General features: G+C 36.2%; 16 protein-coding genes. 3 read left to right on the top strand and 13 right to left on the bottom strand.

The annotated features are described in order from the left end of the window. Positions 1-4: 4 nt before the first annotated feature. Genes yhbY through MKX29_RS16485 form a run of 4 tightly spaced genes read right to left on the bottom strand, consistent with a single transcriptional unit; the run spans position 5 to position 2776 of the window. Positions 5-295, bottom strand: a complete 291-nt coding sequence (gene yhbY / locus MKX29_RS16500; RefSeq protein ID WP_095372491.1) for a ribosome assembly RNA-binding protein YhbY — start codon at positions 293-295, stop codon at positions 5-7. Next, on the bottom strand, positions 282-1127 hold the full coding sequence (aroE, locus tag MKX29_RS16495) for a shikimate dehydrogenase (RefSeq protein WP_341106616.1): 846 nt from the start codon (positions 1125-1127) through the stop codon (positions 282-284). The genes yhbY and aroE overlap by 14 nt, the downstream gene beginning before the upstream one ends. A 27-nt stretch (positions 1128-1154) precedes the next feature. Further along, entirely contained in the window at positions 1155-2258 is a 1104-nt protein-coding gene (yqeH, locus tag MKX29_RS16490) for a ribosome biogenesis GTPase YqeH (protein ID WP_341106614.1), read from the bottom strand. Positions 2259-2260: 2 nt separating this feature from the next. Beyond that, positions 2261-2776 (bottom strand): YqeG family HAD IIIA-type phosphatase, encoded by a 516-nt coding sequence (locus MKX29_RS16485; RefSeq protein WP_224935920.1) that lies wholly within the window; start codon positions 2774-2776, stop codon positions 2261-2263. 388 nt (positions 2777-3164) lie between these two features. Here MKX29_RS16485 and MKX29_RS16480 point away from each other — a divergent pair, with 388 nt between their 5' ends. Further along, positions 3165-3305: a sporulation histidine kinase inhibitor Sda gene (locus MKX29_RS16480; protein WP_095372487.1), complete on the top strand. Its 141-nt coding sequence runs from the start codon at positions 3165-3167 to the stop codon at positions 3303-3305. A 42-nt stretch (positions 3306-3347) separates the two neighbouring features. On the opposite strand, the gene MKX29_RS16475 is transcribed toward MKX29_RS16480, so the two are convergent. From MKX29_RS16475 to sigK, 4 genes are all read right to left on the bottom strand, one after another. Continuing rightward, positions 3348-4127: a phosphatidylserine decarboxylase gene (locus MKX29_RS16475; RefSeq protein WP_224935919.1), complete on the bottom strand. Its 780-nt coding sequence runs from the start codon at positions 4125-4127 to the stop codon at positions 3348-3350. A gap of 451 nt (positions 4128-4578) precedes the next feature. Then, complete coding sequence (locus tag MKX29_RS16470; protein ID WP_341106611.1) at positions 4579-6381, bottom strand: M3 family oligoendopeptidase; 1803 nt, start codon at positions 6379-6381, stop codon at positions 4579-4581. A gap of 188 nt (positions 6382-6569) precedes the next feature. Next, entirely contained in the window at positions 6570-6899 is a 330-nt protein-coding gene (locus MKX29_RS16465) for an antibiotic biosynthesis monooxygenase (protein ID WP_341106609.1), read from the bottom strand. A 630-nt stretch (positions 6900-7529) separates the two neighbouring features. Beyond that, positions 7530-8243: an RNA polymerase sporulation sigma factor SigK gene (sigK, locus tag MKX29_RS16460; protein ID WP_095372484.1), complete on the bottom strand. Its 714-nt coding sequence runs from the start codon at positions 8241-8243 to the stop codon at positions 7530-7532. A gap of 119 nt (positions 8244-8362) precedes the next feature. Between sigK and MKX29_RS16455 the strand changes: the two genes are divergently transcribed. Further along, entirely contained in the window at positions 8363-8590 is a 228-nt protein-coding gene (locus MKX29_RS16455) for a hypothetical protein (protein ID WP_224935916.1), read from the top strand. A 236-nt stretch (positions 8591-8826) separates the two neighbouring features. On the opposite strand, the gene MKX29_RS16450 is transcribed toward MKX29_RS16455, so the two are convergent. The 5 genes from MKX29_RS16450 to MKX29_RS16430 all read right to left on the bottom strand — a co-directional run bounded on the left by MKX29_RS16450 (position 8827) and on the right by MKX29_RS16430 (position 12830). Next, positions 8827-8970 (bottom strand): YrzI family small protein, encoded by a 144-nt coding sequence (locus tag MKX29_RS16450; protein ID WP_224935915.1) that lies wholly within the window; start codon positions 8968-8970, stop codon positions 8827-8829. 423 nt (positions 8971-9393) lie between these two features. Then, complete coding sequence (locus MKX29_RS16445) at positions 9394-10530, bottom strand: bifunctional cystathionine gamma-lyase/homocysteine desulfhydrase (protein WP_289434165.1); 1137 nt, start codon at positions 10528-10530, stop codon at positions 9394-9396. A 1-nt stretch (position 10531) separates the two neighbouring features. Next, entirely contained in the window at positions 10532-11455 is a 924-nt protein-coding gene (locus MKX29_RS16440; RefSeq protein ID WP_224935913.1) for a PLP-dependent cysteine synthase family protein, read from the bottom strand. 20 nt (positions 11456-11475) lie between these two features. Beyond that, the gene (mtnN, locus tag MKX29_RS16435; RefSeq protein WP_224935912.1) at positions 11476-12177 is read right to left on the bottom strand and encodes a 5'-methylthioadenosine/S-adenosylhomocysteine nucleosidase; all 702 of its coding nucleotides are present in this window, start codon (positions 12175-12177) and stop codon (positions 11476-11478) included. A 14-nt stretch (positions 12178-12191) separates the two neighbouring features. Beyond that, on the bottom strand, positions 12192-12830 hold the full coding sequence (locus tag MKX29_RS16430; protein WP_224935911.1) for a class I SAM-dependent methyltransferase: 639 nt from the start codon (positions 12828-12830) through the stop codon (positions 12192-12194). A 192-nt stretch (positions 12831-13022) separates the two neighbouring features. Here MKX29_RS16430 and MKX29_RS16425 point away from each other — a divergent pair, with 192 nt between their 5' ends. Continuing rightward, positions 13023-13232: a DUF2536 family protein gene (locus tag MKX29_RS16425; RefSeq protein WP_341106600.1), complete on the top strand. Its 210-nt coding sequence runs from the start codon at positions 13023-13025 to the stop codon at positions 13230-13232. The last annotated feature ends 123 nt before the right edge of the window (positions 13233-13355 follow it).

The raw sequence follows: 13355 nt of genomic DNA, 5'->3' as shown, positions 1-13355 counted from the left end.
TCGTTTAAGGTAATTTAATTTGTTTATTCTCTTTTGATTGTTTATAAAGCACAATCATATTGCCAATCACCTGTACAAGTTCCGCTTTAGTTCCTTTAACTAACAATTCGGCTACAGTATCCTTATCTTCATCACAGTTTTGTAAAATGCTTACTTTTAATAGTTCTCTTGCTTCTAATGCTTCCGCAATTTGCTTCACCATATTATCATTTACGCCGCCTTTTCCCACTTGGAAAATCGGGTTTAAATGATGTGCTTCTGATCTTAAATATCTCTTTTGCTTACCTGTTAACATAATTTCCTCCTAATTGTTGCTCCACATTTCTTCTCATTCGTTCCGTGTCTGGCATTTGAGAAGTCCATAACTCAAACGCTAACGCTCCTTGATAAACAAACATCTCTAGCCCATTTTGTACACGTGCTCCCTTTGCTTTTGCTTCTGCTAAAAAGGCTGTTTCAAATGGATTATATATAATATCGCTAACAAAGACGTCTTCACGCATAAGATTAAGATTAAGTGGTTTTTCATTCATTCTCGGTGACATTCCGATCGAAGTCGTTTGAATGATACAATCATATTCGTTCAGTTTATGTGCTGCATCATCCAATGTCAATGCTCGCATATCTACATCATACGGACAATCCGTAATCAATTGCGCCGCACGATTAACGGTGCGATTGGCAATTGTGATATGGGAAACACTCGCTTGTGCTAAAGCATAGACAATAGCTTTAGCAGCCCCTCCTGCACCCACTACCAATATTTTACTTTCACTAAACTGTGGTTGATGGTTTTTCAGACCCCGGAGAAAACCCGTTCCATCTGTATTATAGCCAATTAACTTTCCATCCCTGTGAATGACAGTATTTACCGCCCCTATTGCTTCTGCTAAAGGATCTAGTTCATCTAAATACGCCATAATTGTCTCTTTATGTGGCACAGTCACATTAAATCCTGCTATACCACATGCCCTTAAGCCCTTTATTGCATCCGATAAATTTTCCGATTGAATATGCAATGGTAAATAATGCGCATCCATTTCGTAGTACTGAAATAAATCATTATGCATCACAGGTGACATCGAATGTGCAATAGGATCCCCAATTACTGCATAAAACTTCTCCACTCTTCTTCTCCCCTTTGACGATAAGGATTATATCAGTGATTTTCTAAGTGAAACATTAACACCCTTAGGTACATATGCTGCGATTTTGCACCCTGCTGTAGGTACTGTTATCCAACCTAAACCTGAATAAACGACATCTGTCTTATCTTCTTTTATGGTAAATTCATGACGGATGAGTTCAGGAAACTCGTCTAATTCATCCTTACGAGGTGGTGTCAGCATTTCTCCAGCATGCTTTTCGTATAATTCATCTGCTTTTTCTAATTTTGTCCGATGAATTTGGATTTCATTAGAAAAATGACAAATAAATGATGTCCGGTCACCATGAATAAAATCAAATCGACTTAATCCACCAAAATAAAGGGTTTGACCATCATTTAATTGGTATACTTTCGGCTTTATTTCTTTTTTCGGTGTAATGATTTTCAAATCACGCTTGTCAATATAATGTGCCATTTGATGATGATTAATAATCCCTGGTGTATCGATGAGGGCTTTTCCATCCTCTAAAGGAATTTCAATCATATCTAATGTTGTTCCTGGAAAATGAGAAGTAGTAATGATATCCCCTTCTCCAGTTACCTCTTTTATTATCCTGTTAACAAATGTTGACTTTCCAACATTCGTGCAACCGACAATATATACGTCTTTACCTTTTCTATACCGATCAATCTCTGCTGCTATTTCTTTCATTTGTTGCCCTTTTGCAGCACTAACTAAAAAGACATCTTGAGGTTTCAAACCAAGTTCCTTCGCCTGCTGCTTCATCCAGTGAATTAATTTATTAAGATTCACTGATTTTGGTAGTAAATCTACTTTATTACCAACTAATAATACTTTATTATTACCTACAAACCTGTGCAATCCAGGCAACCAACTACCATTAAAATCAAAGATATCAACAATCTTTACAATTAAAGCATCTTTATTTCCTAAGCCATTTAGAATTTTTAAAAAGTCGTCATCTGTTAAACTGACATCCTGTACTTCGTTATAGTGTTTCAAGCGAAAGCAACGCTGACAAATAATTTCTTCTTTTTTTAATGCAGAATTTGGCGCATAACCTATTTCATTCGGATGCTCAGTTTGAATATGCACACCGCATCCTATACAAACGTATTCTTCTTTCAAAGTTAATCCTCCCAATTAATCATACCTTTTTTCTTAAACCAGTTGAGTATTCTTCTTTCTATCGTACGATTGATTTTCGTAAAAAACCCATCTGTTTTTGCGACGGGTACTACTAAAATCGTGTTAAACCCACTTCTATTTCCACCTAATACATCTGTTAATAACTGATCACCAACGACAACAACTTCATGCTTTTCTAGTTGCATTTCTAGTAATGCGCGTTTAAAAGCTCTTCCCATCGGTTTTCTTGCTTGATAAATAAAAGGTGTTTTTAAAGGATCAGAGAAATTCTTTACTCTGCTCTCATTATTATTAGATACAATCGTTACTTTAATATCACTTAAGCGCATTTGTTCGAACCAATTAATCAATTTTGGAGTAGCATTAGGTCTATCCCATTCAACTAACGTATTATCTAAATCAGTAATAATCCCTTTAATCCCTTGTTCTTTCAAGATATCTGGAGTAATTTCAAAAATATTCTTTACATGTTGATCCGGTAGAAAATTCTTTAGCACGACCGTTTAAACACCTCATTCTTCATTATTTCAAGCTATCATCTTATTCTGACCTAATATGACATATCGCAATCAAATGGTCAATTAGCATTATTCTATATTCGAAAATGAATAATCGAATAAATAGAACTAAAACTTTTCGACAAATTCCAACATTACCATTTTTGTGGATAACTTTATACACATTATACACTGTGAGATTATTTACTCGCACAGAGATATGAACAGTTTAATCACACTTTATCCACTTTCCACTGTGGATAAACGAACGATTGTTCTATTCTATTCATTCTGCTATGGTAGAAGTAACAACAAGAACTTCTTTTAAAATAGCCCTGTTCTTTAGATAAACGAGAACGAATGAGCCGTAATGGAGGTGTGATCCTACATGCGAAAGTTATCTGATGAGCTATTAATAGAATCTTATCACAAAGCTATTCAACTTCAATTATCATTGGATTTCATCCGCCTTATCGAAACTGAAATTCACAGAAGATCCTTATCAAATAGAATAAAAGCTTCTTCCTAGCAGAATCATCGCCCTCCACAATTGTAGGGCTATTCTTTTTGTCTACACAATATGACCGATTACTTCTCCAACTTTTATCGGGGCTGGAAACTGTATTGTCGGTACCAATTGAAAGGCATCTTTTTGAAATAACAAAATCACTGTCGAACCAAATGAAAAATAAGCAACCTCTTCACCTTTTTTCAATGAGTCATTTTGATACGTCCGCTCAATTGAATTGACAAACATGGCCCCTACTTTGACCATTGCTAATTCGCCACCGTCATATTGAATTTCTGATATTTTGCGATAATTTTTAGATAAAGTATCTTTACCAAGAGTTAGACCCCATTTATTCACTGGGTAAGATTTCTTTCCTAAAGTCCATTGCCTCTTTACTTGACCATCTACGGGACTATGAATGCGGTGATAATGACTAGGACTTAAGTAGAAAATCATATACGTCCCACCTTTATATTTCTCCGCTTCTTCCACCCCACCAAGCATTTCTGCAATAGAGTAATCTTTCTCCTTCACAGTAATCACATGTTTACTATCCACCATACCTATATCCTCAATCATTGCATCTACAGGGCTGACAATTGTATCCTCCCCTTGATGAATAGGCCGAGCATCTTCCTTCAATAGACGTATAAAGAATTCATGTAATGTATGGAATTGATCCAAACCGCCTTTAATTTCATCTTCGTTGATACGATACGTCTTAGAAAACGGTTTAATTAAAAATCTACTCATTTTAGATCTTGCAAATTTATATAATATCGATGAGGTCATTCGACCATTCGTTAATTCAATCAATGTTCGATATATCGCTTGCTTCATCTTTAACACCTTTCTATACTTTTTTTCCAAGGAACAAGCACCTATTTCGTAAAGGTGTCTCTCTTCAATTTAGGTTTTTCTAATTCCTACTACTCGTTCTTCATTTCTTAAAGTTCATCTATCATCACTGAATAATTATCATAAATAAAGTCAATTATGTTTATGTTTTTTCTTCATGCATTAAAGCGAGAGGTGTCTTTCATATTTAATAACCCACCCTCACCGTCTGCTATTATATCACTAGTTAACAGTCCAGCCTATTAAAATTATCGTATGGAATGATGATTGTAAAGAGGAAAGAATGAATATGTTGTAAACTTGAGATGATTTACATAGATAGAAGGCATCATTCTAGAGATTTTCGAAGATAGTGAAGATTCATCTTATGATAGAGGCTAAGCAAAAATCGTATATTAATTTGGTCATACTATCCTAGCCTCTATTCTTTCTTTTATAATGAAGTAGTCAACTGCATAAACTCCTCAATATCCTTTATACAAAGGCTGGCAGCGTTTTCCCAAAAGTCAGGTTTTGTTAAATCCTCATTTAGATGCTTCATCGCAAGAGATTCAACGGTCATAGAACCAGTATCTTTTAATAAATTTACGTATTTCTTTTCATAACTTGGACCTACTTCTTGTGCTTGTTTATAGATTCCTAATGAGAAAAGATAGCCAAATGTGTAAGGGAATTGATAAAAAGGTGTATGGGTATTGTAAAAATGCAATTTGGAAGCCCAAAAATACGGATGATAATGTTCTAACGAATGACCATATGCTTGTTTTTGCGCACTTGTCATTAATTCATTTAATCGCTCTCGTGTGACTGTACCTTTTTTTCTTTCTTCATAAAAAGCGGTTTCAAACAAATAACGTGCATGTATATTCATAAACATCGTAACAGTCCGACTAATCTTATCATCCAGAAGAACCACTTTTTCCATTTTTGTTTCCGCCTGCCTTACTGAAGCATCAGCGACAATTAGCTCAGCAAAAGTCGATGCTGTTTCTGCTACATTCATGGCATATTTTCGATTAAAGAAAGGGATGTCTTTCATTACAAAACTGTGAAATCCATGTCCAAGCTCATGCGCAAGTGTAGAAACATTACTAGGTGTCCCAGAATACGTCATAAAAATCCGTGACTGCCCACTGTCGGCAAAATATGTGTGAAATCCTCCTGGACGCTTATTCGGACGATTCTCAGCCTCAATCCAACGGCCTTCAAAAGCTTGTTCTGCAAATGTTTTCATTAAAGGGCTAAATGTACCAAATTGTTCAATGATAAACTTCGCGCCCGCTGTGAAATCTTTCTTTGTATCGACTTCACCGATTGGTGCATCTAAATCAAACCAGCTTAATTTATTTACCCCAAGTAATTTTGCCTTTCTTTCTAAATAACGAGTGACTGGTTCTTTATATTTCTCTACCGCTGCCCACATACTATGTAAGGTTTCTTCTTTCATTCGGTTATTAAGAAGCGGCTCTTTTAGAGGGCTATTCCAACCTCTTTTCTTATTGGCCATTAACCGATATCCTGCTATGTGATTTAATGCTTTTGCAAAGATAGGAGATTTCTCCTCCCATGCCTGTTCCATTTGATTAAAGACCTTTTCTCTTAAGGCTGCATTTGACTGTCCCATTATATTATTTGCTTGTCCTACAGATAATGTTGTTTGGCCATTCTCATCTTCATATGGAATGGTAATCATACTAACAGTGGTATGATATAACTCTCCCCAACTGTGAAACCCATCCATACTTAATGATTGAATTAAATCTTCTTCTTGGATTGATAATTTTTCCTGAGCCATCTGGCGCCATTCGTCTAAGACAAAAGCTACCGGAGTAAGCGTTTCACTACTTACATATTGCTTCCATTCATCATTACCTATAAGTGTCAATTTATTTTGAAAGGTTAATAGCGCTGTAGAAAAAGTGGATGATTGTTGCATCACTTGCATTTGTAACCGTTCAACCAAAGGATCTACCGTATTCTCAGCTTTTAAACAACTGACGAAGGCGCTTGCCTGCATGAGCTTTTTAAATACTTCTTCAGATGACCTTAAAACTTGTCCTATACTATTTATAGTATGTTCTTCATTTTCTGTTATTTGCATATCGTTAGCCAGTGAAGTAAATTCTTGCATTAAGATCCCTATTTTCTCTAGATAATTTTGAAACGTTTGTGATTGACTACCTCCTTCAAAAAAACTTTCTAAATCCCAAACCTCCGTATAAGTTGTATGAGTCATTCTAATCTCTCCCTTCTAATATTTAAATACTATCAGAGGTTTCAGATTATTAATACTTTTTAGAACGATTTATATGGCATAAAAATACTCCCTTATAAGTACCAAGCTTATTACTTGTCTACCTATAAGGGAGCGTATCATCGTGTTTTTTTCGTTTAATTTTACTAGATTATGCAAAATGTAGGAGGTTATTTTGCTTCGATTGCAGGTGTTTTAATTGTTTCAATATGATATAGACTGCCTTCAGTTTCTAGAATAAATTTAGGCTTTGGCTTTCCTCTACTTGCTTTATGTCCAGCAATATGTGCTTCGCTTTTCTCCCAGTTCTTCCAATCCTGTTCCGATTCCCAACGGATTTGCAATATAACTTCTTCATTTCCTCGTCGTACTTTTTTTACCATAACTGAAATGTCAATAATCCCTGGCTGTTCATCAATAATGCCTTTTTGGCTGAATTTCTCCACAAGATGATGGGCATTACCTTCAGTTACAGTAAATTTTTTCATTTGAACGAACATATTTAAATCCACCTCTACATTTCATGATATAACTCCATTGTAATCGATAATGATTATCATCGTCAACCGTATGATCTATTTCATGACAATCTTATCACTGTTAGCTATAAGATACAGATTCATTGTTAAATTGTCTCTCTCTTAATAAAGAAAAGCTTTATACATGTTGAGAAAATGCGGTCTGTGCAGCTTCATTTGAGATCTTGAATGTCTGCTATTGCCGTTTACGAAAGGAAATAAGCGCAGTCAACATTAAACAAAGTCTTATGTTGATTTGTACATTCATAAAATAATCAAATCGATGCGGGTTTCCTTTGAAAATCACACAGGTTACAGTGGTTCTCCATTTTACGATACCCACTTGCATTAGGCGAGTTATATGTGGAGATCAATCATAAGAAATCCGCTTTTCTGTGTGCAATCGAATATATTCACACATCTCAAATTCATGTAATAAAAAGTACTTAGTTTAAATTTATTGTGTCAATGATTAAACGACCCTTTTCTTCACAAAGCTCGTTCATTTCACTACTATATCTGCCATAGCTCTTACCTCACTTCATTGCAGTCATTTTTCTATACTACAAAGAAACCACAGCATGGAAACTGTGGTAAATACATACGGTATTCTTAATTCTTCTTCTTCTCTTTTTCCGCTCGATAAAACTCATGAAACATTTTCATTAAGGCTCGTTTTTCAATACGAGAAACGTAGCTCCGTGAAATACCTAATTCTTTCGCTATCTCTCTTTGTGTCTTTTCCTTCTTTAAATCCAACCCAAACCGTCCCACAATCACTTCTTTCTCTCTTTCGTCCAATACATCAATGTATTCTCGCACCTTCTCAAGTTCCATATTCAGCTGAATCGTATTAATCACATCTTCTGATTCAGACTTTAACACATCAATCAACGAAATTTCATTGCCTTCTTTATCCTGCCCGATTGGATCATGAAGAGAGACATCCTTCTTTGTCTTCTTTAGAGCTCTCAAATGCATAAGAATTTCGTTTTCTATACATCTTGCGGCATAAGTAGCAAGCTTTGTTCCTTTGCCTTCAGAATAGCTTTCAATCGCTTTAATTAACCCTATTGTACCGATAGAGATAAGATCCTCAGCATCTTCTCCTGTGTTCTCGAATTTTTTTACAATATGTGCGACAAGTCGAAGATTATGCTCAATCAGCATATTGCGTGCGTGTGAATCCCCTTCTGCCATTTGCCTTAAGTATTTTTTTTCGTCACTTGAAGATAAAGGCTGAGGAAAAGCATTATTCTTCACATATGAGACAAGAAAGACAATTTCTTTAACTAAAAATCCAAGTGCTGTCATAATTCCAGACATAGAGCCACCCCCGCTAGTTTGAACTTTTCGCCTATTAACCATTTCTATGTAGTGGAAAAGCTGTTATTGTCTGTCCTAGCGTATTAATTTTCAATTACAGTGTTTATGGTTTAGTGGAATTGGACGCGGTGTATGCCAATCAGTTAATATGGAGGTATAAGAAATGGATAGAAAGTGGGAACGCTAGTTTGGGAGTGAATCGTTTAGTATTAGGGATTGTTTTTCTTATCATCGCCATGGTTAGTATTGCTGAAATTATATTTGAAGGCTTTTCATGGAAACCAGTTGTCATTTTTGTCATTGGTTTATTTTTAATTATGTTTTTATGGAAACGACCTGATAAATAAAATCATGATGGGACATCTAAAAGCTAGAGGTCCCATCAATTCTGTCTCTATATTTTTCTCTTTTGATTTCTATATCTTTTTGTAAAATAAATCGTGAATAGAGTCATTTTTATCGCCACATACTCTCCCCCTACAAAACATCGTTAGGTTGAGTCCTTCTCAACCCAGAAATAAACCTTTCTTCCTTGTAATAAAAACATCATGATCTCCTCCACCTTTCTTTTTTTCCTTTATCCTTAGTAAAAATTGCGATAGATTTCTTCTTGTCGTGCTTTATGGTCTTCAAGAAGACGGTTCACATATTCATCATGCATTCGTTCTTCAGTCGAGCGTTTTCTAGCTTTAATTGTCACCGTTAGAAAAATTAGATTTAATGTCATCCTGCAGCACCTCCTCTCTTTATCTATCCAAAAATGAACACAAAAATGCCGCAAAGGAGCACTCACCCCCGTACGGCATTAAGAAATAAACATAAAAATGCCGCAGGAGATGACAATTCCTCCCTGCGGCATGGATAGACAAAAATTAAATGAAGCGATCCATTCCAAATAGGTCGAAATTGATTTGTATTTGAGTTTCATTTACTGCTGTAGTTAAATTGCATAAGTTTTTCATTGTTTCCGACCTCCCTTTTCTTTAGAATATTTTCGCTTACATTGGTAAGTATATCCAAGAAACAACCATTTGTAAACGGCTTTTTGCAAAAAATTTTAAAAAGGGCGAAAATAATTATTTTTCCCCTTAGAACGCCCTACCTTTCATTGAAAACAGAAAAAAGCCCACCCCTTAGGTGAGCCTCAAACTTACTTTTCTAAAGCGAGCTTTAAATCTTCAATTAAATCCTCAACATCCTCTAAACCTACAGAAATTCTTACAAGTCCGTCTGTGATACCAAGTTCATCACGACGTTCTTTTGGTATAGATGCATGTGTCATTCTTGCTGGAACGGAGATTAAGCTTTCAACAGCACCGAGGCTTTCTGCAAGAGTAAAGTATCTCACATTTTCAAGTAGCTTATCAGCGTTCGCTTCACTGCCAACATCAAAAGAAACCATTCCTCCAAAACCATCTGCCTGTTTCTTGGCGATGTCGTGATTTGGATGAGACTCAATCCCAGGATAATACACTTTTGATACTGCAGGATGCTGTATAAGAAACTCGACAATCGCCTTTGTGTTACTTTCCGTTTCTTCCATTCTGATTCCTAATGTTTTAATTCCTCTCATTAGCAACCATGAATCTTGAGGCCCTAACACTCCACCGGTTGAATTTTGAACAAAATGTAGTTCTTCTGCGAGCTTCTCATTATTTACAACCACTAACCCTGCAACAACATCGCTATGTCCACCTAAGTACTTCGTCGCGCTGTGAAGCACGATATCTGCACCTAACTCAATTGGCGTTTGCCAATAGGGTGTTGAAAATGTATTATCAACAATTGTTAATAGATTATTTTCTTTTGCTAATTTTGCTGCTGCTTCAATATCCGTGATTTTCAGAAGTGGGTTTGTTGGTGTTTCAATATATACAGCCTTTGTATTTGGCTTTATGGCAGCTGTGATATTGTTTAAGTTACTTGTATCAACAAATGTCGCTTCAATACCGAATCGATTAAGCACTTTCGTAATCACACGATAAGTTCCCCCGTATACATCATCAGTGAGAATGATATGATCCCCACTATCAAAAAGCATCACAGTAGCAGTGATTGCTGCCATCCCTGAGCCAAAAGCAAAGCCTGCATGCCCAGCTTCTAAATCTTTAATAAGCTCTTCTAATGCATGTCTTGTTGGGTTACCTGTACGTGAATACTCAAAGCCTTTATGATTACCTACGCCGTCTTGTTTATAAGTACTTACTTGATAGATAGGTACAGATACTGCACCTGTTGTTGGATCACCAGCAATTCCGCCATGAATTAATTTTGTTTTTCTTTTCATATCAAATACCTCCTTCATAAATCTTTTTACTTAAATAACGCTCACTGCCATCTGGAAAAATCACCACAATATTCGTACCTGCTGGAGCTTGTTCTGCTTCTAATAGTGCTGCATGCAAAGCTGAACCAGATGAACTACCGACAAGCATTCCTTCTTTTTCGGCTAATTGCTTTACTCTATTAAAAGCGTTCTCATCACTTATTGTATGAATGCTATTAAAATAAGTGGTATCCATATAATCTGGTAAAAATTCCATACCGATTCCCTCTGTTTTATGCGGACCAGATTCGCCACCATTTAAGATGGAACCTTCTGGCTCAACAATGACGGTTTTTATTTGTTCTCTTTTTTCTTTTAAATAACGAGCAGTGCCCATAAATGTGCCACCTGTACCTGCACCGGCTACAAATATATCCACATTCCCATCAAGATCATCCCATATTTCAGGGCCTAAAGTTCGGTAATAAGTATCCGGGTTAGCCGGATTTGCAAATTGCTGTGGACAAAATGCATTCGGGGTTTCCTTTAAAAGCACTTCTGCTTTGGCAATGGCACCTTTCATTCCTTCTTCTGTAGGTGTTTGAACGACTGTAGCTCCTAAAGCTCTCATCAGATCTTGCTTTTCAATACTAAACTTCTCAGGTACACAAACAATCACATTCACATCTTCTTTTAATGCTGCTAGCGCTAGACCTATACCTGTATTGCCTGCTGTTGGCTCAATAACTGTTCCACCTTTTTTTAACTTACCACTTTCAAAAGCATTTCTTAATAATTCTTGTCCTAGGCGGTCTTTTACACTGCCACCGGGGTTCATGTATTCTAACTTAGCAAATAAACGCACACCTTCTGGTAAGTCAAACTGCGAAATTTCTACCATTGGCGTTTGTCCAATTAATTCATGAATGCTTCGGTAAACCTTCATAACTTCCCGTCCTTTGTTGATTATTTACTTTTGATTCCTTCGACTATTTTCATAACAAGATTGGCAGAGTGTAATGCTGCTTTCTCTAGGAATTGATCAAAAGAAATATTAGATTCTTTACCAGCAATATCAGATAAAGAGCGAATAATCACAAAAGGTGTATCAAAGGCATGAGCAACCTGCGCAATCGCTGCTGCTTCCATTTCTACTGCTTGCAATGCCGTGAATTTATCTTGTATTAGTGCGGTTTGCGCTGGGTTGCTGATAAATGAATCTCCAGTCGCAATCAGTCCTCTTATAACTGTTATACCTTCTAACTCTTTACCACTCTCTTCAGCAATTTCCAATAACGCCTCATGTGCAATAAAGGCAGGAGGTTGTTGTGGTACTTGACCATATTCATAACCAAATACAGTTGCGTCGACATCATGATGTCTAACTTCAGATGAAATAACGACATCACCTACATTTAATTCAGGGTTGAACCCTCCTGCAGAACCTGTATTGATGACATAATCCGGCTTGAACTTCTCCAAAAGAATGGTAGTGGACATTGCTGCACTCACTTTACCAATGCCAGAACGAAGAAGAACAACGTCTGCTCCGTTCATTTTACCTTCTGTATATTCACAGCCAGCAATCACTTGCTGTTTCTTCTCATCCATATGGTCCCTTAAAATTGTTACTTCTTCTTCCATTGCTCCGATAATAGCTATTTTCATTACTTTCCCTCTTTCTAAGCTTTGACACCTTCCATAATCCAAACAAAATCATTGCAGCGATTAAATGAAACTGAAAAACCATTCACCCGCATAATCTCTCTTAATACGGGAATTGTCGTATAGTATTCTCGCTTTAAATCTTCAGCTAGATTATGGTAACCCTTTTCAGTGGCATCAGTAATAGCCTTTTGATAAGCATCAACAGATTCATACATTGTATCCGCAAACACTATTTTACCACCAGAAGGTAACATCTTTCCATACTGTTCAATCGCCAAAGACTTTTCTTCATCTGTTAAATGGTGAAAGGCATACGAACTTACTATGGTATCTACGTTTTCATCTATTTGAAAGTTTAAGAAATCACCATCGAGCACTTTTGCTTTGTCTTGTAACTTGTTGATAGCAATCTCTCTCATTGATTTCGACGGTTCAATTCCGATAACAGTTAAATCACGTTTTAATAATTTTACGGTTAAATTGCCTGTACCTGGGCCAAATTCTAATACATTACCTGTTGCTCTGTCCGCCACCTCTTGTAGCAATTGATCATAGTATAAGAAAACATCCTTATATTCTTCATCATGGCCTGTTACTGTATCATCATATGTTTTAGCCCACTCTTCAAATAATTCAATAAACTCTTTCCCCATTTCGCAACCTCCTGCACGTAATTACAATAGCAATAATTCCTATGAGTATACTATGAATTAATTTGTAACATGTTCCCAATCTACCACACCCCTTCTTAAGTTTCAAGAAAAATCAATATCCACTTTTCTCATTGCACGGAAAATGAAATTTACTTAAAATGAGGAGTGATAGCGTATGAAAGGATGATTAACTTGAACTTTCAATTAGATTTTATTGAGGATAAAGTAGAATTTTTCGAAGCAACAAAGCTGGACGATTTAGAAAAGAAAATAAATGAGCAAATTGAAACAAATAAAGCCATTATGCTAGAAGTTCATCATGTCGCTCACCTAATGCATCTAGATGAAAACGGCAAAAGGTTTTATTCAGCTGTTGTTCATTTTAAACTGAAGAAAAAGTAGAGTGAAAATTGCATGCGAAGCAGGTTATCCTTTGTTGCATGTGGACACTTAGAAGTCACCACTTTCTAAAATCCAACCATATGTTGACTCTCGATGCAAAAAAAACGCGAACAAATGAATGTT

This window comes from Cytobacillus sp. FSL R7-0696, from assembly GCF_038006865.1.
Classification (GTDB): Bacteria; Bacillota; Bacilli; order Bacillales; family Cytobacillaceae; genus Cytobacillus; species Cytobacillus kochii.
The sequence above is the reverse complement of the archived record's forward strand: the minus strand, read 5'-3'. Positions and strand labels throughout refer to the sequence as shown.

What these genes read in the sequence shown, in the direction of transcription:
- MKX29_RS16430 (WP_224935911.1), bottom strand. Translation starts at nt 12,830, where the DNA reads ATGGGGAAAGAGTTTATTGAATTATTTGAAGAGTGGGCTAAAACATAT.
- MKX29_RS16450 (WP_224935915.1), bottom strand. Translation starts at nt 8,970, where the DNA reads ATGACATTAAATCTAATTTTTCTAACGGTGACAATTAAAGCTAGAAAA.
- MKX29_RS16440 (WP_224935913.1), bottom strand. Translation starts at nt 11,455, where the DNA reads ATGAAGGTTTACCGAAGCATTCATGAATTAATTGGACAAACGCCAATG.
- yhbY (WP_095372491.1), bottom strand. Translation starts at nt 295, where the DNA reads ATGTTAACAGGTAAGCAAAAGAGATATTTAAGATCAGAAGCACATCAT.
- MKX29_RS16470 (WP_341106611.1), bottom strand. Translation starts at nt 6,381, where the DNA reads ATGACTCATACAACTTATACGGAGGTTTGGGATTTAGAAAGTTTTTTT.
- mtnN (WP_224935912.1), bottom strand. Translation starts at nt 12,177, where the DNA reads ATGAAAATAGCTATTATCGGAGCAATGGAAGAAGAAGTAACAATTTTA.
- MKX29_RS16480 (WP_095372487.1), top strand. Translation starts at nt 3,165, where the DNA reads ATGCGAAAGTTATCTGATGAGCTATTAATAGAATCTTATCACAAAGCT.
- sigK (WP_095372484.1), bottom strand. Translation starts at nt 8,243, where the DNA reads ATGTCTGGAATTATGACAGCACTTGGATTTTTAGTTAAAGAAATTGTC.
- MKX29_RS16465 (WP_341106609.1), bottom strand. Translation starts at nt 6,899, where the DNA reads ATGTTCGTTCAAATGAAAAAATTTACTGTAACTGAAGGTAATGCCCAT.
- MKX29_RS16445 (WP_289434165.1), bottom strand. Translation starts at nt 10,530, where the DNA reads ATGAAAAGAAAAACAAAATTAATTCATGGCGGAATTGCTGGTGATCCA.
- MKX29_RS16475 (WP_224935919.1), bottom strand. Translation starts at nt 4,127, where the DNA reads ATGAAGCAAGCGATATATCGAACATTGATTGAATTAACGAATGGTCGA.